Origin of the sequence: Pseudomonas sp. RIT357, assembly GCF_000632245.1 — a bacterium.
Classification (GTDB): Bacteria; Pseudomonadota; Gammaproteobacteria; order Pseudomonadales; family Pseudomonadaceae; genus Aquipseudomonas; species Aquipseudomonas sivasensis.
Window position 1 is genome coordinate 327,278 of sequence record NZ_JFYX01000045.1, and the last position, 18,719, is coordinate 345,996.

The 18,719-nt window shown below is 61.6% G+C and carries 16 protein-coding genes; 8 read left to right on the forward strand and 8 right to left on the reverse strand.

Annotation, left to right across the window (positions count from 1 at the left end; translation table 11 throughout):
- Window positions 1-19 precede the first annotated feature (19 nt).
- Window positions 20-1,345 (reverse strand): MFS transporter, encoded by a 1,326-nt coding sequence (locus BW43_RS06200; RefSeq protein ID WP_032889872.1) that lies wholly within the window; start codon window positions 1,343-1,345, stop codon window positions 20-22.
- A gap of 258 nt (window positions 1,346-1,603) precedes the next feature.
- On the opposite strand from BW43_RS06200, the gene BW43_RS06195 reads away from it, so the two are divergent.
- Window positions 1,604-2,500 carry a LysR substrate-binding domain-containing protein gene (locus BW43_RS06195; protein ID WP_032889874.1) on the forward strand — a complete coding sequence of 299 codons (897 nt, stop codon included), beginning with the start codon at window positions 1,604-1,606 and terminating at the stop codon, window positions 2,498-2,500.
- On the opposite strand, the gene BW43_RS06190 is transcribed toward BW43_RS06195, so the two are convergent.
- Complete coding sequence (locus tag BW43_RS06190) at window positions 2,470-3,330, reverse strand: LysR substrate-binding domain-containing protein (RefSeq protein ID WP_032889876.1); 861 nt, start codon at window positions 3,328-3,330, stop codon at window positions 2,470-2,472. The two genes, BW43_RS06195 and BW43_RS06190, sit on opposite strands and share 31 nt — an antisense overlap.
- Before the next feature lie 113 nt (window positions 3,331-3,443).
- On the opposite strand from BW43_RS06190, the gene BW43_RS06185 reads away from it, so the two are divergent.
- The 3 genes from BW43_RS06185 (at window position 3,444) to BW43_RS06175 (ending at window position 6,082) form a co-directional block, all read left to right on the forward strand.
- Window positions 3,444-4,553 carry a 2-aminoethylphosphonate--pyruvate transaminase gene (locus BW43_RS06185; protein WP_032889877.1) on the forward strand — a complete coding sequence of 370 codons (1,110 nt, stop codon included), beginning with the start codon at window positions 3,444-3,446 and terminating at the stop codon, window positions 4,551-4,553.
- Between the two features lie 29 nt (window positions 4,554-4,582).
- The gene (phnX, locus tag BW43_RS06180) at window positions 4,583-5,410 is read left to right on the forward strand and encodes a phosphonoacetaldehyde hydrolase (RefSeq protein WP_032889878.1); all 828 of its coding nucleotides are present in this window, start codon (window positions 4,583-4,585) and stop codon (window positions 5,408-5,410) included.
- 114 nt (window positions 5,411-5,524) lie between these two features.
- On the forward strand, window positions 5,525-6,082 hold the full coding sequence (locus tag BW43_RS06175) for a cytochrome b (protein WP_032889883.1): 558 nt from the start codon (window positions 5,525-5,527) through the stop codon (window positions 6,080-6,082).
- Here BW43_RS06175 and BW43_RS06170 read toward each other — a convergent pair.
- Both BW43_RS06170 and BW43_RS06165 read right to left on the reverse strand, forming a co-directional pair.
- On the reverse strand, window positions 6,072-6,962 hold the full coding sequence (locus BW43_RS06170) for a 1-aminocyclopropane-1-carboxylate deaminase/D-cysteine desulfhydrase (protein WP_032889886.1): 891 nt from the start codon (window positions 6,960-6,962) through the stop codon (window positions 6,072-6,074). The genes BW43_RS06175 and BW43_RS06170 overlap by 11 nt on opposite strands.
- 57 nt (window positions 6,963-7,019) lie before the next feature.
- Complete coding sequence (locus tag BW43_RS06165) at window positions 7,020-9,059, reverse strand: NADPH-dependent 2,4-dienoyl-CoA reductase (RefSeq protein WP_032889888.1); 2,040 nt, start codon at window positions 9,057-9,059, stop codon at window positions 7,020-7,022.
- Window positions 9,060-9,271: 212 nt separating this feature from the next.
- On the opposite strand from BW43_RS06165, the gene BW43_RS06160 reads away from it, so the two are divergent.
- Entirely contained in the window at window positions 9,272-10,402 is a 1,131-nt protein-coding gene (locus BW43_RS06160; protein ID WP_032889892.1) for a carbon-nitrogen hydrolase family protein, read from the forward strand.
- A 4-nt stretch (window positions 10,403-10,406) separates the two neighbouring features.
- Window positions 10,407-11,441, forward strand: coding sequence for an AraC family transcriptional regulator (locus tag BW43_RS06155; RefSeq protein ID WP_032889894.1), 1,035 nt, complete (start codon window positions 10,407-10,409; stop codon window positions 11,439-11,441).
- Window positions 11,442-11,786: 345 nt separating this feature from the next.
- On the opposite strand, the gene BW43_RS06150 is transcribed toward BW43_RS06155, so the two are convergent.
- Window positions 11,787-12,263: a MarR family winged helix-turn-helix transcriptional regulator gene (locus tag BW43_RS06150; RefSeq protein ID WP_032889896.1), complete on the reverse strand. Its 477-nt coding sequence runs from the start codon at window positions 12,261-12,263 to the stop codon at window positions 11,787-11,789.
- 145 nt (window positions 12,264-12,408) lie between these two features.
- Here BW43_RS06150 and aceE point away from each other — a divergent pair, with 145 nt between their 5' ends.
- Window positions 12,409-15,069, forward strand: coding sequence for a pyruvate dehydrogenase (acetyl-transferring), homodimeric type (gene aceE / locus BW43_RS06145; RefSeq protein WP_032889898.1), 2,661 nt, complete (start codon window positions 12,409-12,411; stop codon window positions 15,067-15,069).
- Window position 15,070: 1 nt separating this feature from the next.
- Here the strand turns inward: aceE and BW43_RS06140 are convergent, their stop codons facing one another.
- Together BW43_RS06140 and BW43_RS06135 are read right to left on the reverse strand one after the other, a co-directional pair.
- Complete coding sequence (locus BW43_RS06140; RefSeq protein WP_032889899.1) at window positions 15,071-15,853, reverse strand: DUF2242 domain-containing protein; 783 nt, start codon at window positions 15,851-15,853, stop codon at window positions 15,071-15,073.
- Window positions 15,854-15,942: 89 nt separating this feature from the next.
- The gene (locus BW43_RS06135; protein ID WP_032889901.1) at window positions 15,943-16,839 is read right to left on the reverse strand and encodes a LysR family transcriptional regulator; all 897 of its coding nucleotides are present in this window, start codon (window positions 16,837-16,839) and stop codon (window positions 15,943-15,945) included.
- A gap of 119 nt (window positions 16,840-16,958) precedes the next feature.
- On the opposite strand from BW43_RS06135, the gene BW43_RS06130 reads away from it, so the two are divergent.
- Complete coding sequence (locus BW43_RS06130; protein ID WP_032889903.1) at window positions 16,959-18,164, forward strand: MFS transporter; 1,206 nt, start codon at window positions 16,959-16,961, stop codon at window positions 18,162-18,164.
- Here BW43_RS06130 and BW43_RS06125 read toward each other — a convergent pair.
- Window positions 18,111-18,635, reverse strand: coding sequence for a GNAT family N-acetyltransferase (locus BW43_RS06125; RefSeq protein ID WP_032889905.1), 525 nt, complete (start codon window positions 18,633-18,635; stop codon window positions 18,111-18,113). The genes BW43_RS06130 and BW43_RS06125 overlap by 54 nt on opposite strands.
- Window positions 18,636-18,719 lie beyond the last annotated feature (84 nt).

Consider the following 18,719-nt stretch of genomic DNA (forward strand, 5'->3'; position numbering starts at 1 on the left):
CAAAAACCGGCCATCCCCCTCAGGTTCGCAAGGGTTTGATCGCAAGACCGCGGTCCGGCACGAAATCCCCGACCTGGGCCAGCACGGCCGGCCTGGCGTTCCAGTAGGGCATCAGCACCAGCGAGGAAAAGAGCGCGGCACCGGCAAACACGATAAACACCGTCACCGTATCGAAGTAGCCCGGCAGCAACCCGCCGAGGATCGCCCCCACTGAACCGCAACCGTTCACAAAGCCTGCGGCTGTCGCCCCCGCCTTGGCGGTGCCGAAGTCGATGGCGGCGGTGCTGCTGATCATTGAGTCCGGCCCGTAGAGGGTCAGGCCCATCACAAACAACAACGCCATCACCAGCAGCACGCTGCCGGTGTGCAGCGCGCCCATGAATAGCGCCAAGGCCACGGTCAGGGCCAGCAGGCTGAGCACGCAGGCCGGCATGCGTCGGGCGCCGAAGAGTTTGTCGGACGCCAGCCCGATCAGCACTGGCCCCAGCAAACCGGCCAGTTCGAACGCCGTCGGCACGATGGCCGCGCCGACCTTGCCGACCGAGGGCATTTGCTCATACACGATCACCGGGCCCCACAACAGGATCGCGTAGCGCGCCGGTTTCAACAGGAAATACGCCAGCCCCAGGGTCAAGACGGTGCGGTTACGCAAGATGGCCCGCAGCGGTTCCAGCACGCTGATGCGCTTCTCGGCGGCGGCCTCCTCGGCGCTCAGCAGCGGCTCCGGTTCCACGGCCGGCAAGTCCACGTCCTGCGGCGTGTTGCGCTGGAAGAGAAAGAACAGCACCGCCACAAACGCTACCACCGCCGCACTGGAGATAAACGCCGCATGCCAGCTGCCGATCAGGGTGTAGGCCCACCACCCGGCAAAGGGCGACGCCACCAGGCCACCGAAGGCGTAGCACGAACTCCATAACCCCAGCACACGCCCGCGCTGCTGCGCCGGGAAGAAACTGCCGAGGTTCTTGCACAGTCCAGACCAGCCGGTGGACTGCGCCAAGCCCTGGATCAGCATGCAACTTATAAAGATCGGCAAGGTGGCAAACGTGCCCATCACCAGCGCCGCAGCGGCAGAAATCAGTAACCCGCCGAGCACAACGACACGCGGCCCGAAGCGGTCAGCCAGCATGCCCCAGGTGAACTGTCCGACGGCATAGGCCGCCAGGTAAATGCCATCCAGGTTGGCCATCATCATTTTGTCGAGGGGGAAACTCGGGTCGTCGACGATCCCCAGCTTGGCCACGGAAAACGCCTTGCGAGTGAAATAGAACGCGGCGTACGCCAGCCATGTGATGGCGAAAATCTGCACACGCCAACGCTTGATGCTACCCATAGGGATATTCATGGTGTTTCTGACCTCAGGTGAGTGTGCCGGCAGAATCGAGAAGCAAATGCCTGTTGTTTTTATGGTTAAGCACTGCAATGCCGAGCCGTGGATGGCGCGGTATTGGTCAGATGAGTCCGGTGTCCCAGAGCCCATGACCACCGGAGGTTGTAGGACTCAACCTACAGTGGTTGAGACATATCAAAGCAATGGCTGACTAATAGGTAAAATCGATTTATCGTATTTCAAATATAAGCTCAGCTTGTAAGAGGATTTGCGATGTCGGTGTCCCATGCCCAACTCAAAGCCTTTCATGCCGTGGCCGTACACGGCAGTTTCACCCAGGCCGCGGAACGGTTGTTCCTGACGCAACCGGCGATTTCCGACCAGGTGCGCAAACTCGAAGAGCGCTTCGGCGTGCTGTTATTTCATCGCAACAAGCGCTCAGTGCGCCTGACAGACCTGGGCGAACGCCTGCTGAGCATCACCCAGCGCCTGTTTGTGATCGAGGCCGAAGCCGAGGAACTGTTGCAGGACTCCCGCGCGTTGCTCACCGGCACCCTCACCCTCGCCGTGGATGCCCCCGTGCATGTGCTGCCGCAGATCGCGCGTTTTTGCCAGCTGTACCCGGGAATCAGCGTGAAGATCGAAACCGGCAACACCGACGAATCGCTGTTTCGCCTGTACAACTACCAGGCCGACCTGGCCTTGCTGGGCCGCGACGTCGACGATGAGCGCCTGCTGTCGCTGCCGTTGCCTGACGACCAATTGCTCGCCTTTGTCGCGCGCAACCACCCGTGGGCCGGACGCGAGTCCATCTGCTTGGCTGACCTGGACGACACGCCGCTGGTATTGCGTGAAATCGGCTCGGTCACCCGTCAGACCCTTGAACAGGAAATGAGCCAGGCAGGCTTGCGCATTCGCCCGGCGATCCAGGTGGAAGGCCGTGAGGCCGCGCGTGAAGCGGTGGTGGTGGGCATCGGCGTGGGCGTGGTCTCGGCGGCGGAGTTCGGCGCCGACTCACGGGTGTGCGCCATGCCGATCCGCGATTGCAGCCAGCGCATGAAAGAAACCTTGGTATGCCTCAAGGAACAGAGTTCCCGCCGGGTGGTGGCGACGTTCCTGGAGATCGTGCGCGACAGCCTTCAGCTCGGCGCCAACTCGAAAAACGCCTGAATCAGGCGCAACGAACGGCGCCGCTCCATGCAACCGAGCGTATGCCGGTTGACCAGCCCATCGCCCTCGATCGCCACGGCCTGCACGCGCGGGTCGGGGCTGACTTCCATGGACGAGACCACGCCCACCCCCAACTCAGCAGCGACGGCTTCGGTCACCGCCTCGCGGCTGTCCAGTTCCAGCAGCACCTTGGGCTGCACATTCGCCGCCACACAGGCGTCATCGAAGGTGCGCCGGGTGATGGAACTGGGCTCGCGCAGCACCATGATCACGTCGTTGAGTTGCTCGAGGCGAATACCCTCGGGTTGCTGCGCCCACGGATGGCTGGCCGGCACCAATGCGCAAATCCTCGACTCGTTCAACGGTTGCAGGTGCAGGCCATTGCGCGGCTCCACTTCGGTGAGCACCGCCACATCCGCATGTTCGGATAACAGTGCGGCGAGGGTTTCCTGGGCATTGCCCAGGCGCAGGTTGACGGTAATCCCGGGGTAGCGCGCGCGCAGGCTGGCAATCATCGGCATCACCAAGTGCGGGCCGTCCGCCGCGACTTCCAGACGCCCGGTCAGCAGTTGGCGGTTGGCCTCCAGCATCGTCTGGGCTTCGTCCACCAGGCCGAAGATCGCCCGGGTGATCGCCGCCAGCCGTGCGCCCTCTTCAGTCAACTCAACCCGTCGGGCGGTGCGCCGTAGCAACGGGATCTGGTAGTACTCCTCCAGGGCCTTGATATGCCCGGTCACCGCCGGTTGGCTGATGAACAGCCGCGCGGCAGCACGGGTAAAACTGCCCTCGCGGGCCACGGCATCGAATGCGCGCAGTTGGAACAGGTTCATAGTCATCGGCCTCACTGATAGCTCGCATAACAACAAACAATTTGATTGATGACAAGCCAAACTGCAATTTAGGCGCCGTAGCTTCACCCCCCGATGCCTTGCGAGGACTTGAGATGACCACTGCCGCGCCGATCCTGCTGACCCCTGGCCCCCTGACCACATCCAACCGCACCCGTCAGGCCATGATGGTGGACTGGGGTTCATGGGATGACCGTTTCAACCAACTCACTGCCAGCGTCTGCGAGCAATTGCTGGCAATCCTCAATGGTGCTGACAGCCACCACTGTGTGCCCTTGCAAGGCAGCGGCACCTTTGCCGTCGAAGCGGCCATCGGCACCCTGGTCCCACGTAATGGCAAGGTGCTGGTCCTGATCAACGGCGCGTACGGCAAGCGCCTGGCGAAGATCTGTGAAGTGCTGGGCCGCGACTTCAGCACCTTTGAAACCGCTGAAGACGAACCCACCACCGCCGCCGATGTGGACCGTTTACTCCAGGCCGACACGGGCATCACCCACGTCGCGTTGATCCACTGCGAAACCAGCACCGGCATTCTCAATCCGTTGCCGGAGATCGCCCAGGTCGTTAAGAACCACGGCAAGCGCCTGATCATCGACGCCATGAGTTCCTTCGGCGCCCTGCCAATTGATGCCCGCAACGTGCCGTTCGACGCACTGATCGCCGCCTCGGGCAAGTGCCTCGAAGGCGTGCCCGGCATGGGCTTCGTCTTTGCCGAGAAGCAGGCACTGGCCGCCGCCCAAGGCAACTGCCATTCCCTGGCGATGGACCTGTTCGACCAGCACACCTACATGGCGAAGACCGGCCAGTGGCGCTTCACCCCACCGACCCACGTGGTCGCCGCCCTTCACGAAGCGCTGCTGCAATACCAGGAGGAAGGTGGCCTGCCTGCACGCCATCGACGCTATGCCGAGAACTGCCAGGCGCTTCTGGACGGCATGGCCAGCCTTGGTTTGCGCAGTTTTCTGCCGGCCGCAATCCAGGCACCGATCATCGTCACCTTCCACGCCCCCAAAGACCCGCGCTACCAGTTCAAGGACTTCTACGAGCGGGTCAAGGCCAAGGGTTTCATCTTGTACCCCGGCAAATTGACCCAAGTGGAAACGTTCCGCGTCGGCTGCATCGGCCATGTCGACGCAACCGGCATGCAGGCGGCGGTCAAGGCGATCGCCGAGGTGCTGCAAGAAATGGAAGTGTTGGACATCTGATTCTCCCCATAACCCACAGGATCTGAACCATGAACTATCAAAACCCCAACACCCTCCAGGCCGTCATCCTCGACTGGGCCGGCACCGTCGTCGACTTCGGCTCCTTCGCGCCGACTCAGATTTTTGTCGAGGCCTTCGCCGAGTTCGACGTGCAAGTCTCCATCGAAGAAGCCCGTGGCCCGATGGGCATGGGCAAGTGGGACCATATCCGCACCCTTTGCGACCAACCGCAAGTCGCCGAGCGTTATCGCAAGGCGTTCGGCCGCACGCCCACCGACGACGACGTGACCGCCATCTACCAGCGCTTCATGCCGTTGCAGATCGAGAAGATCGCCGAACACTCGGCGCTGATCCCCGGCGCACTCGACACCATCGCTCAACTGCGTGAGCAAGGCATCAAGATTGGCTCCTGCTCCGGCTACCCCAAACAGGTAATGGACAAGGTTGTCGCCCTGGCCGCCACCAATGGTTACGTCGCCGACCATGTGGTCGCCACCGACGAAGTGCCCAACGGCCGCCCATGGCCGGCCCAGGCACTGGCCAACGTAATTGCCCTCGGAATTGATGATGTGGCGGCGTGCCTCAAGGTCGACGACACCGTGCCCGGCATACTCGAAGGTCGTCGCGCCGGAATGTGGACCGTGGCCCTGACCTGCTCCGGCAATGCCCTGGGGCTTACCTATGAACAGTTTCAAGCCCTCGATGCCGCCACCCTGGCCAGCGAACGCACGCGCATCGAGGCGATGTTCGAAGGCTCACGCCCGCATTACCTGATCGATACCATCACTGACCTGCCGGCGGTGATCGCCGATGTAAACCAGCGCCTGGCGCGCGGTGAAATGCCGCAAAGCCACTGACAAGCGTCAATACAAAGGCATTCGCGCCGGGCAAATCGTTCAAAACAGGCATAAAGTAAAAAGATTCCGTCGCCAAAGAGCGGAGGTTTACCCTGATGAATAAGGAACCGAGCGATGCCGTGGAAAAATTCCGATACGCGCTACAGCACCATGTCGATTGCGCTGCACTGGTTGATGGTGGTGCTGCTGGCGGTGGTCTACGCCTGCATAGAGTTACGCGGCCAGTTCCCCAAAGGCAGCGGCGCCCGCACCTTGATCGTCGAGATGCACTTCATGTTCGGCCTCACCGTGTTTGTATTGGTATGGCTGCGTCTGTTCGCGCGCAGCCTGGGGGTGGCGCCGAAGATCGTCCCCGCCCCGCCGCAATGGCAAAGCCTGCTCGCCACCCTGATGCACGCCGCGCTGTACGCCTTGATGATCGGTATGCCGATTGCTGGTTGGCTGATCGTCAGTGCCGAGGGGCATTCGGTGATGTTCTATGGCATGGAGTTGCCGCCGTTAATTGGCGAGAACAAGCCACTGGCCAAAGAGATTGAAAGCTGGCACGTGTTGTTCGGCCAGATCGGGTATTGGCTGATCGGCCTGCATGCCCTGGCGGGGATCTTTCATCATTATGTGATGCGCGATAACACAGCGTTGCGGATGATGCCGGGTAAGCGCGCTAGGCTGTAAGCCCTCGGCGGCCTTGCAGGCCGCCGGTGTGCACAAAGATCAGGCGAGTACCGGGCGCGATGTGCCCGGCCTCGATCTGCTGCTTCAACGCCAGCAGGGCTTTGCCGGTGTACAGCGGTTCCAGCGGCACGCCGCAGGCCTGCTCCGTGGTTTCAATAAAGTCGAGCAACAGCGGGTCGACCTTGGCGAAGCCACCCCGGCTGGCATCCAGCAATGTATAGCCACCTTGCACCAAGGCACTCACGTTTTGCGCCACACCATGATCGTCCGGCACGGCCATTGCGCCGAACACCGGATGGGCGCCCGCCTCTGCCAGGACTAAACCTGCCAGCGTGGTGCCGGTGCCTGCTGCCAGCCACCAGCCGTCGTAATCGGCCCAACCCAGGTTTCTCAGTTGTTCACGGGCCTGTTCGACCAACACCCCACACCCCACTGCGCCGGCCAATCCGCTGCCGCCTTCAGGCACGGAATACAGATGCGGATAAAGCGCGCGCCAAGGTTCCCAGAAACCCGGCTCATGGCGCGCACGATAGCCGCCATAACCGAGCCAATGCAGCTGCATGCCGAATGCTTTCAAATCCTGGACGGTAGCCGTGTCTTGCGCATGACCGCGCAACAGGCCGACAGTGGGAAAGCCAAAACGCTTGCCCGCCGCCGCCAGTGCGTGCAGATGGTTGGAATAGGCGCCGCCGAGGCTGATAACGCCGCTGGCGCCTGCCTGTCGCGCCTGGGCCAAGTGCTCGGTGAGCTTGAACCACTTGTTGCCACTGATCAGCGGGTCGATGCGGTCCAGGCGCAGCACGGCCAACTCGACGCCGTTGAGCCAATCCAGTGCTAACGGTTCAAGCGGAGCATGGGGAAGCCAATCGAAAGGACCCATCGGGCGGCATCTGAATAAAAAAAGGGGCGGTAGTCTAACACCGCCCCTTGCGTCGTCTTACAGCTGCGCGGCGAGGCGTGAGCCTTGGTTGATGGCGCGCTTGGCATCCAACTCCGCCGCCACATCGGCGCCGCCGATCAGGTGCACGTTCTGGCCCGCTGCGACAAGGCCGTCGTGCAATTCACGCAACGGATCCTGGCCGGCACAGATGACGATATTGTCCACTGCCAACAGCTGCGGCTCGCCCTCGGCGCCGATGCGGATATGCAGGCCGTCATCGTCGATTTTCAGGTACTCAACGCTGTTGAGCATCTGCACCTGCTTGTTCTTCAAGCCGGTACGGTGAATCCAGCCGGTGGTTTTGCCCAGACCGTCGCCGACCTTTGAAGCCTTGCGCTGCAACAGAAACACTTCACGGGCCGGTGGATGGGGTTGAGGCTTGATGCCGGCCACACCGCCACGGGCTTGCAACTGGGTGTCGATGCCCCATTCTTTCCAGAATGCTTCACGGTCCAGGCTGGTAGACACGCCCTGGTGCACGAGGAATTCCGACACGTCGAAACCAATACCGCCAGCGCCAATCACCGCGACGCGCTTGCCCACCGGCTTGCGTTCAAGGATTACGTCCAGGTAGCTCAGCACCTTGGCATTCTCCACGCCCGCAATCGCCGGCGTGCGCGGCGCGATGCCGGTGGCCAGGATGATCTCGTCGTAGCCGCCAGCCGCCAGCTGCGCGACATCCACTCGGGTGTTGAGGCACAGCTCGACGTGGGTGGTTTGCAACTTGCGCTTGAAGTAGCGCAGGGTTTCAAAGAACTCTTCCTTGCCGGGCACACGCTTGGCGATGTTGAACTGGCCGCCGATCTCGCTGGCCGAGTCGAACAGCGTCACGTGGTGACCGCGTTCAGCGGCTACGGTGGCAGCGGCCAGACCCGCAGGGCCGGCGCCGACCACAGCGATTTTTTTGATTTGCTTGACCGGCAGGTAATTCAGTTCGGTCTCGTAGCATGCACGGGGATTGACCAAACAGGTGGTCAGCTTGCCGCCAAAGGTGTGGTCCAGGCAGGCCTGGTTGCAGCCGATGCAGGTGTTGATTTCATCGGCACGCCCGGCGGCGGCCTTGTTGACGAACTCCGGGTCGGCGAGGAACGGTCGCGCCATCGAAACCATGTCCGCATCGCCTTCGGCGAGAATCTGCTCGGCAATTTCCGGTGTATTGATGCGGTTGGTGGTGATCAGCGGGATCTGCACCGCACCGCGCAACTTGGCAGTGACTTTGCTGAACGCGCCGCGTGGCACCTTGGTGGCGATGGTCGGAATACGCGCTTCGTGCCAGCCGATGCCGGTGTTGATGATGGTCGCACCGGCCTGCTCGATGGCCTTGGCCAACTGCACGATTTCTTCCCAAGTGCTGCCGCCTTCCACGAGGTCGAGCATCGACAGGCGGAAGATGATGATGAAGTTCGGCCCCACCGCTTCGCGCACCCGGCGCACGATTTCCACGGCAAGGCGCATGCGATTTTCGTAGCTGCCGCCCCAACGGTCGGTGCGGTGGTTGGTGTGGGCGGCAAGGAACTGGTTAATGAAATAACCTTCGGAGCCCATGATTTCCACGCCGTCGTACTCGGCGACCTGGGCCAGCAGCGAACAGGTGACGAAATCCTGGATCTGCTTTTCGATGCCCTCTTCGTCCAATTCCTTGGGCTTGAACGGGTTGATCGGCGCCTGGATAGCGCTTGGCGCGACCTGCTTGGGGCTGTAGGCATAACGGCCGGCGTGGAGGATCTGCATGCAGATCTTGCCGCCCGCTTCATGCACGGCCTTGGTCACGATCTTGTGCTTTTGAGCTTCCTCGTCGGTAGTCAGCTTGGCGGCACCGGCGTACACCCCGCCTTCATCGTTGGGGCCAATGCCACCGGTGACCATCAGGCCGACGCCGCCACGGGCGCGCTCGGCAAAATAAGCCGCCATGCGTTCGAAGCCACCGGGTTTTTCTTCGAGGCCGGTGTGCATCGAACCCATCAGAGTACGGTTGCGCAAGGTCGTAAAACCCAGGTCCAACGGGGCCAGCAGGTGCGGGTACGCAGCAGCGGTCATGGTACAGCTCCACAACGGATCATCACGGGACGTGGAAGGCTCGAATGGCCTGCCATCGGTTTATGTCCCACAGACTAAGAGGCGATCCCCTACCGCTCAATGACCGAAACTCACAACTTATTGATCCAAACGCACAGCGCCCCTTGGCAAGCCGCCGCATGGGCCCTACCCTAGTCAGCGAACCCTGCACTTGGTCTGTTGTCTGTTCCCCCATGCGTAAACTTCTAGCTTTTACCGTCACCCTGGCCCTGGTTGCCGCCGTCGCCGCGTATCTGGTCTGGACCCAGGAGCGCCCCGTGGCGCATTACCTGTCGGACCTGCGCAGCACCCTCGCCGTCAACGAAGGCCAACCCGCCGATCGAGGTAACCTGCTGGGCATCCAGCCGGAGTTATTCCCCGCCGACTACCAGAGCCTGGAACGCCTGCACCTGAAGCTTGCGGCGTACCTGCAAAACGCACGGGACCAGGGCCTGATCAACGAAAAGACCATTGTGGTACTGCCTGAACACATCGGCACTTGGCTGATGCTCACCGGCGAAAAAAACGAGGTGTACCAAGCGCTGCATGTGAAGGACGCGATGCACTGGCTGTCGCTGAGCAATCCCTTGCAATTCCTGCGTGCCTGGATCAGCGCCACGGGCGATGACCGCACCAACGACGCCTACCTGCGCATGAAAGCCCCGGCCATGGCGCGTGACTATCAAGTGCTGTTCGGCGGCCTGGCCAAGGAATTCGGGGTCACGGTGGTCGCTGGCTCCATTGCCCTGCCCAACCCAAGTGTGAGCCAAGGGCAACTCCAGGTCGGCCATGGCGCGCTGTTTAACGCCAGCGTGGTATTTGCGGCAGACGGCTTGCCCGTCGGCAATCTGCAACGCCAGCTCTACCCGATCTACGATGAGCGCGGTTTTATCGAGCCTGGAGACGAAAATATCGTCAGCGTGGTCGACACCCCGGCCGGCCGCCTTGGCGTGCTAGTGGGCAGTGACAGCTGGTACCCGGACAACTACCGCAAGCTCAACGAACAAGGCGCGCAGCTGATTGCAGTGCCGGCCTTTGTGCTTGGCCGCGAGACCTGGGATCGACCATGGCGCGGTTTTAAAAGCGTCTCCACTCCACAGGAAATCAGCCTCAAGCCCGAAGAGCTGAGTGAGGGCGAAGCGTGGCGCCGCCTGACCTTGATCAGCCAACAACCGATCAGCCAGGCCAGCGCCGGCATGAGCGTATTTCTGCGCGGGCAGTTCTGGGATTTGGGCACTGCCGGGCAGAGTTTCCTGAGTCACAACGGGCAGATCAACGCCGACAGCGACGCCCGTGGCGCGCGCCTGCTGAATATCTGGCTGTAACGCGGTGAAGCCGGTGCGCCTCGGGGATTTGTCGGTGGGCTTCGTGCACACCCTGGCCGACGCGATCCACAGCCACGGCCTGGACCCGCAACCGCTCTTGCTGCAATACGGCCTGGACCCGGCGCGCCTCGCCGAAGCTGGTGCGCGCTTGTCGATCCCGCGCTATATGCGCCTGGGCCATGCGGCCATTCAACTGACCGGCGACCCCGGCCTGGGCTTGCGCATGGGGCAACTCAGCCGCTTGAGCCAAGCGGGACTGGCTGGTGTCACCGCCGCACAGGCGCCTAACGTACGCGAAGCCGCTCGCACCCTGACGCGCTTTGAGCCGCTGTATGGTGCCAACTATCGCGGGCAATCGAGTTTTCATGAGGATGCCGAAGGCGCCTGGCTGCGTTTCTATTCCATCAGCCCCTACAACGCCTACAACCGTTTTGTGGTGGACTCGATCATTTCCAGCTGGTTGCATCAGCTCGCCAACCTGGCTCAACAACCGTTGCTGGCGCAACGAATCGACATCGAGTTCGATGCCCCCGAGTACAGCGAGCAGTACAGCCTATTGGGCGCCAACCAGGTCCACTTCGGCGCCGAGGCCAACCAGTTGCGCCTGAGCCAATCCACCCTGGCAATGCGTAACCCGCAGCATTGCCCAAGTACCTGGCAGCTCTTGCTGCAATTGTGTGAAAGGGAGTTGGAGCAGTTGACCCGCACCCGCAGCTTGCGCGAGCGCATTACCCGGTTGCTCGGGCCGATGCTCAATGGCGGCCGGGAACCCGACCTGGAAGAAGTGGCGGCACGCTTGAAGCTGCCGACCTGGACATTGCGCCGTAAACTGGCCGAAGAAGGCACTCAATTCCGCGCGATTCTCAACGATACCCGCCGCGACCTGGCCATGACCTACATTCGCGATACGGAACTGGCGTTCGGCGAGATCGCCTACTTGCTCGGCTTTGCCTCAGCCCAAGCCTTTCAACGGGCATTCAAGCGATGGAACAACCAGACCCCAGGGGAATTTCGCCGCAGTCAGCGGCATTCCGCCTGAAGTCGGTCTTACAGCTCGGTGGCGTCGTCGGCCGGATCCAGCGGATCGAATTCAAAGGCCTGGTACTCCAGCAGTTCTTCCTGGTAATCGTCCATCATGGACTCCTTCTTGACGTTAAAAGTGGCTGCAGATAAATGACCTGCATCACCAGCCTAAAGTGCCGTCATGACGAAAAAATGTCTGCGCCATGATGTTCCTGCACTTCAAGATTAAACGTAGCAGCGTTATACGGATTTAGCGCCAGGGCTTTGAAGCGCGATTGCAATCAGCTACGCACTCAAACAAATGGACGGCAATGCATTCCATTGTGGGAGGGGGCTTGCACCCTTGCACATGAGATCTGCATCAGCTTTCAGCTTTGCGTCGGCCACGGGTTTGAACACCCGCCTCCACCGCCATCCCGGCGGTACGCTCCAACGCCTCGGCAAACGCCCGGCGCTGCTCCGGTTCGATCTGCGACAGGAACAACTCGTCCACCGTACTTTCGTAGATCTTCCACATTTTTTTACGCAACGCCCGGCCGGTATCGGTGATCGACGCAAATGCCGCGCGGCCATCGCCGTCGGAGCGCGAACGCAGCACCAGGCCCTCCTTTTCCAGGCGGTCTACCAGGCGCGTGAGGTTATAGCGCTCAATGGCCAATACATCGGCCAACTCGTGCATGCGGCGGGTGCCTTCGGGGCCGCTTTCTAGACCCCACAGTGCGTCGTACCAGGCGTAAGGGGGCAAGTCGGCGGCCGCCAGGCGGCGCTCGATTTCACGGATGACCGTCCTGTGGGCCCTGACAAAACGGAACCATACATCGGGCTCTTTCGACGACATGCAACACCATCCGGTGGATTTCAAGAAGGTTGCAATAGTAGCTCATCCCGCGCTAGATTCGGCCATGTAGTTGCAATTGCAACAACATTGACGACGTTCCCACAAGGAGCCCGCCACTTGAAATCCGCCGACCCTGGAGCCTCACATGACCCCGAATAACGCAGTCAGACGCGACGTCGATCCACAGGAAACCCGCGAGTGGCTGGAGTCCATCGAATCGGTGCTGTCCACCGAAGGCCGCCCGCGCGCCCATTACCTGATCGATCAGTTGCTGGATTTCGACGTGGCGCGGCATGGCGACTTCTATGGGCGGGTGACCACGCCTTACGTCAACACGATCCCGGTGGATCGCCAGTTGCCCTACCCCGGCAACCTGGCCATCGAACGCCGCACCAATGCGTTTATCCGCTGGAACGCCATGGCCATGGTATTGCGTGCAGGCAAACACTCAGGTGTGGGTGGGCATATCGCCACTTATGCGTCAGCCGCTGTGCTTTACGACGTCGGCTTCGACCACTTCTTCCGTGGCCGCACCGACCGCTTCGACGGCGACCTGGTGTACATCCAGGGGCATTCCTCGCCTGGCATTTACGGCCGCGCCTACCTCGAAGGCCGCATCAGCGAAGCACAACTGGATAACTTCCGCCGTGAAGCCGGTGGTGAGGGCATTTCGTCCTACCCCCACCCACGACTAATGCCGGACTTCTGGCAATTTCCTACGGTGTCCATGGGACTGGGGCCGATCACGGCGGCCTATCAGGCGCGTTTTATGCGCTACCTGGAGTTTCGTGACCTCAAGCAACACCAGGGCCGCAAGGTCTGGGCATTCCTGGGTGATGGCGAAATGGACCAGCCGGAATCCCTGGCCGCCATTTCCCTGGCCGGACGCGAGAAACTCGACAACCTGATCTTCGTGGTCAACTGCAACCTGCAACGCCTGGACGGCCCGGTACGCGGCAACGCCAAGGTGATCCAGGAATTCGAAAGCCTGTACCGCGCCGCCGGCTGGAATGTGATCAAAGTGATCTGGGGCGGTGGTTGGGATGCACTGCTGGAAAAAGACACAAGCGGCCTGCTGCGCCAACGCATGATGGAATGCGTGGACGGTGACTATCAGAACTACAAATCCCAGAACGGCGCCTATGTGCGCGAACACTTCTTCGGCAAATACCCGGAGTTGCTGGCACTGGTTGCGGACCTGTCCGACGACGACATCTGGAAACTCTCACGGGGAGGCCATGACCCGGACAAGGTCTACAACGCCTATGCCGCCGCCGTGCGTCACAGTGGCCAACCGACGGTGATCCTGGCAAAAACCGTCAAGGGCTTTGGTATGGGCGAAGCCGGCGAAGGCCAGAACATTAACCACCAACTGAAAAAGATGGGTGCCGACGCCGTCAAGGCCTTCCGCGACCGCTTCGGCCTGGAGGTGCCCGATGAGCAACTTGCTGAAATTCCTTACCTCAAGCCCATAGCCGATAGCGAAGAAGCCCGTTACTTCGCCGCACGTCGCCAGGCCATGGGCGGCTATGTGCCCGCGCGCCACACTGCGGTCGAATCGCTGCAGATCCCCGAACTGAGCGCCTTCGCCACTCAGCTCAAGGACACTGGCGAGCGCGCGATTTCCACCACCATGGCCTTCGTGCGCATCCTCGGCACACTGCTGAAAGACCCGCACCTGGGCAAGCTGATCGTGCCCATCGTGCCGGACGAATCACGCACCTTCGGCATGGAGAGCCTGTTCCGTCAGATCGGCATCCACTCCGCCGTCGGCCAACTCTACACCCCACAGGACTCCGGGCAACTGAGCTACTACAAGGAGAGCAAGGACGGACAGATAATGCAGGAAGGCCTGAATGAGTCAGGCGCCATTTCCTCATGGATCGCGGCGAGTACGTCCTACAGCAACCACGGCCTGATGACCGTGCCGTTCTATATCTTCTATTCGATGTTCGGTTTCCAGCGCGTCGGCGACTTGGCTTGGGCGGCGGGCGATGCGCGCGCGCGTGGTTTCTTGCTGGGCGCCACGGCCGGGCGTACCACGCTGATGGGCGAAGGCTTGCAGCATGACGATGGTCATAGCCATATCCTCTCGTCGGTGATTCCGTGCTGCATCTCTTATGACCCGACCTTTGCCTACGAACTGGCGGTGATTATTCGCGAGGGCATGCGGCGCATGTACGTTGAGCAAGAGGACATTTACTACTACATCACCCTGCTCAACGAAAACTACCCGCACCCAGCGATGCCCGAAGGCGTGGAAGGCGGCATTCTCAAAGGTATCTACAGGCTCAGCGCCAACCCTGAGGCGCAAGTGCAACTGATGGGCAGTGGTTCGATCCTGCGAGAAGTGATCGCCGCCGCTGAACTGCTGGCCACCGACTTCGGTGTGCACGGCGACGTGTGGAGCGTGACCAGCCTCACCGAGTTGCGCCGTGACGGGCATGCGGCCGAACGCTGGAACCTGCTGCACCCGGAAAGCGAGCCTCGCGTGAGTTACGCAGAGCAATGCCTGGCCGAGCACACGGGGCCAGTGGTGGTGGCGACGGACTACGTGAAACTGTTCGCCGATCAGCTTCGTCCGTTCGTGCCGGGCCGTCGCTTTGTCGCGCTGGGCACTGATGGCTTCGGGCAATCAGACACCCGGGAAGCCTTGCGTGAGTTCTTTGAGGTGGATCGCCACTTCATCGCCCTGGCCGCCCTGAAGGCGCTGGCGGATGACGGCATGATCGGTCGCGACAAGGTCAGTGAAGCGATCAAACGCTACGGGATCAACGTCGACAAGGTGAATCCCGTAGCGGTCTGAACTACTGCGCAGGCGTTGGCAGGGGCGGAATCGCTTCTGTCGGCGCAGGCAGGTCCGGCGTGGTCGTGGCGGGTGCGGGCTCGGCCTGCGGGGCAATCGGTGCGGCTTCAGGCGCAGGCACAACCGGCTCCGAAGCAGCTGGTACGGCAGGCTCTTCCTTCGGCGACTCGACTTTCTCCGCAGCGGGTGCGGCCTTCGGCTCCGGCACACCGAGGTCCGCCTTTGGCTGCTCGGGGATATGCTCAGCCTTCTTCACTTCCTGGGGCAGGAAGACGTCCACCAACGCAAAGTAGCGATCGTAGAACTTCGGCGCGGACACCGTCTCACTCGCCACCTTCACCATCGAGTCATCGGTGGAGCCAATCGGCATCGACACCGACCCCAGCACGCCTACACCCAGGCTCGCGGAGTTGTTGACCTTCTTCAGCGCATAGCGATCCTGAAGGGCGTTGGCAAACATCGTCGAGTGCTTTTTACCTTTGCCGTCATCGGCACACACCACGTTGAAGCTGATCTGCAGGTGAGTTTCGCCGGTCTGCTGGAAACTCTTGTTACCCACGACCAGTTTCGGGTCGCTGCTGGTGATGATGTAGCCCTGGCTCAGCAAGGCACGCCGCGCGGCCTCGCACGCTGCTACATCGCTAACGGGGTAATCCCGGGAAAACGTACCGGAGTCGTCGAAGTTCTCATGTTCATAAATAGCGGTCTTGGGTGACGAGCAGCCCGCGGCGCCCGCCAGCACCAGCGCCAGCCCGAGGCTACGCAAGTGGAATGATGTCGACATTGAAGATCCTGAGGAAAACGGTCTGGGCGGTATTGTGCAACAGAACGAGGCCTTGGCGCGCGCATTCCTGTCGGTAAAACGTCACAGGGTTACGCACCGGGGCCTGCAGGGAAAAGCCCGGCGCACATATGGTCAATAAACACGCGTACCTTGGTCGAAGTATGGCGACCTGGCCACAACATCCAGAAACTGCCCCGGTGTTCCAAGTAATCATCCAACACCCGTTGCAAGCGCCCCTCGCCCACGGCCTGGTTGACCATGTAGTCCGGCAGGCAGGCAATGCCCAAACCCTCGAGCACCACGTGGTTCAGAGACTCAATGGTGGTACTGACCAACGGCGTACGTAACAGCGGTTCCGCAGCACCCGGGGCAAGACGCAACGGCCAGGGCTCGAGCTTGCCCGTGGCGCAGAACTTGTGGCGCAGGCAGGCGTGGCCATTCAGGTCCTGTGGTTGCTGCGGGGTGCCGTGTTGGGCGAAGTATCCCGGTGTGGCGACGAGCACCAACTGGTAGTGACCCAGGTGGCGCGCCATCAACCGCGAATCTTCCGGCTTGCCCGTGCGAATCACCGCATCGAAACCTTCCTCGATCACGTCCACCATACGGTCAGAGAAATCCACATCCAACTCGATATCCGGATAGACGCGCATAAAGTCACTGAGTACTGGCATCAACAAGCCCCGCACCTGCGGCACACTGATGCGCAGCTTGCCCCGTGGGGTTGCACCGGCGTCTGTCAGTTCCTGCTCGGCTGCTTCCACCTCAGCGAGAATCCGCCGCGACCGTTCAAGGAACAGCGAGCCTTCACTGGTCAAGGTGATACTGCGCGTGCTGCGGTGAAACAGCCGCACGCCCAGGCGCTCTTCCATCCGCGCAATGCTTTTGCCTACAGCCGACGACGACACCCCCAGCACACGGCCGGCGGCGGTGAAGCTGAGCGTCTGCGCCACCTGCACGAACACCGAAAGGCTGCCCAAGCTGTCCATGATCCCGCCTTCAGCGATTGCGGACACTTGCGTCCGATAAGTTCGGAACCTTAGCCTGTTTTTCCGTCAACCACAGCCCCCTACTCTGGCCGCTTGCCCTTTTACCTGGATAAAACGTCATGAGCAGCAGCCCTTCACTCACCGCATCAGCCCAGCGGGATTCATTACCGCTGGGCGGTCTACTGGCCCTGGCCAGCGCTGGCTTTATCGCCATCCTCACCGAAGCCATGCCCGCCGGATTACTACCCCAGATAGGCGAAGGCCTAGGCGTGTCGCCCGCCCTGGTCGGTCAACTGGTCACGGTCTATGCCCTTGGCTCGTTGCTGGCGGCCATCCCCCTGACGCTGCTGACCCGCGGCTTGCGCAGACGACCGTTACTGCTGATGGCCATCGGCGGCTTTGCCTTGGTTAACAGCGTAACCGCGCTGTCCAGCCACTACGGGCTGACCCTCGTAGCGCGCTTTTTTGCCGGGGTCTTCGCAGGGCTGCTTTGGGCGTTGCTAGCGGGTTATGCGAGCCGAATGGTGTCGCCACACTTGCAAGGTCGCGCCATTGCCGTGGCCATGCTGGGTGCACCGCTGGCGCTGTCACTGGGTGTGCCTGCGGGCACCTTCCTCGGCACCGCCGTTGGCTGGCGCCTGAGTTTTGCAATCATGACCGGGCTGACCTTGGTGTTACTGGCTTGGGCACGCTGGCAACTGCCGGATTTTGCTGGCGAACGGGCGGATAAACGCTTGGGGCTGCGCCAGGTGCTGAACCTGCCAGGAATTCGTCCGGTGCTGTGGGTAACGTTTACCTACGTGCTGGCCCACAACATTCTCTACACCTACATCGCCCCGTTGCTGGTGCCCGCCGGGATCGATGCGGATGTTGACCGAGTGCTGCTGGTGTTTGGCCTCTCGGCGGTGCTTAGCATCTGGTTGGCAGGTGTGTTGATTGACCGGTGGCTGCGCGCCTTACTATTAATCAGTTGTGCGCTGTTTGGCCTGATCGCCCTGGCGCTGGCGTTCTGGATCAATGTGCCGGCAGTCATCTATACCGCCGTGGCGTTATGGGGCCTGGCGTTCGGCGGCCTGCCGGCGCTGTTGCAAACCGCACTGGCCCAATCGGCGGGCGAGTCGGCGGATACCGCACAATCAATGCTGGTGACCGTGTGGAACCTGGGGATAGCCGGTGGCGGGCTGGCGGGTGGCGTGTTGCTTCAGGGCTGGGGCGTCGCGGGCTTTCCATGGGCCGTTATGCTACTGATGCTACTGGCCTGGGCTGGCGCATCACAGACGGCGCCCCAACAGTTGGCCCGGCCAGCCCGCCAAGTCGAATGTTGAAATGCGCTCGTAGCCACAGGACTCATAAAAACGCACCAGATCCCCTGTCCCGCCGCCGTAGCAGTCCACACGCAAACGCGTGACGCCTACTGCCCGGGCCTGATCATCGGCAAAGGCCATCATGCGCCGCCCAAGGCCGCGAACACGCGGGTCACGCGCGGCAATCAACAGGCGCACATACACCTCGGGCTCAGTCGCCAACGGTACATAAGGCATGGGATCGCCCAAAACCAGCGCTCCACGGATACGCCCTGCGGGATCCTCTACCACCCACGCCCCGGGCAACGCGCAGGCTTCAGCCACTTGCGCGACCCGCCGGGGCAACGCCGACCAGGGCTCGGTGCCCCACTGATGGGTATTGCCTATGCCAACGAACCAGGCGACCACCTCGTCGAACACCTGCAGCACGGCAGAAACATCCGCCACACGGGCGCGGCGAATCAGCAAGCCGTCCATTCCTTGAATCAACATGCTTGGAACTCCTGGGTCGACGATACCGAGCACCCAGTCTAGCGCACATAAAAAAGCCCCCGGTCTTTTCAGGCCGGGGGCTTC

Bases quoted from the DNA above. Each gene is read 5' to 3' on its own strand.
- BW43_RS06185 (WP_032889877.1), top strand. From the start codon at position 3,444: ATGACCACTGCCGCGCCGATCCTGCTGACCCCTGGCCCCCTGACCACA.
- BW43_RS06165 (WP_032889888.1), bottom strand. From the start codon at position 9,059: ATGACCGCTGCTGCGTACCCGCACCTGCTGGCCCCGTTGGACCTGGGT.
- BW43_RS06130 (WP_032889903.1), top strand. From the start codon at position 16,959: ATGAGCAGCAGCCCTTCACTCACCGCATCAGCCCAGCGGGATTCATTA.
- BW43_RS06160 (WP_032889892.1), top strand. From the start codon at position 9,272: ATGCGTAAACTTCTAGCTTTTACCGTCACCCTGGCCCTGGTTGCCGCC.
- BW43_RS06125 (WP_032889905.1), bottom strand. From the start codon at position 18,635: ATGTTGATTCAAGGAATGGACGGCTTGCTGATTCGCCGCGCCCGTGTG.
- BW43_RS06200 (WP_032889872.1), bottom strand. From the start codon at position 1,345: ATGAATATCCCTATGGGTAGCATCAAGCGTTGGCGTGTGCAGATTTTC.
- BW43_RS06190 (WP_032889876.1), bottom strand. From the start codon at position 3,330: ATGAACCTGTTCCAACTGCGCGCATTCGATGCCGTGGCCCGCGAGGGC.
- BW43_RS06175 (WP_032889883.1), top strand. From the start codon at position 5,525: ATGCCGTGGAAAAATTCCGATACGCGCTACAGCACCATGTCGATTGCG.
- BW43_RS06140 (WP_032889899.1), bottom strand. From the start codon at position 15,853: ATGTCGACATCATTCCACTTGCGTAGCCTCGGGCTGGCGCTGGTGCTG.
- aceE (WP_032889898.1), top strand. From the start codon at position 12,409: ATGACCCCGAATAACGCAGTCAGACGCGACGTCGATCCACAGGAAACC.
- phnX (WP_032889878.1), top strand. From the start codon at position 4,583: ATGAACTATCAAAACCCCAACACCCTCCAGGCCGTCATCCTCGACTGG.
- BW43_RS06135 (WP_032889901.1), bottom strand. From the start codon at position 16,839: ATGGACAGCTTGGGCAGCCTTTCGGTGTTCGTGCAGGTGGCGCAGACG.
- BW43_RS06170 (WP_032889886.1), bottom strand. From the start codon at position 6,962: ATGGGTCCTTTCGATTGGCTTCCCCATGCTCCGCTTGAACCGTTAGCA.
- BW43_RS06195 (WP_032889874.1), top strand. From the start codon at position 1,604: ATGTCGGTGTCCCATGCCCAACTCAAAGCCTTTCATGCCGTGGCCGTA.
- BW43_RS06150 (WP_032889896.1), bottom strand. From the start codon at position 12,263: ATGTCGTCGAAAGAGCCCGATGTATGGTTCCGTTTTGTCAGGGCCCAC.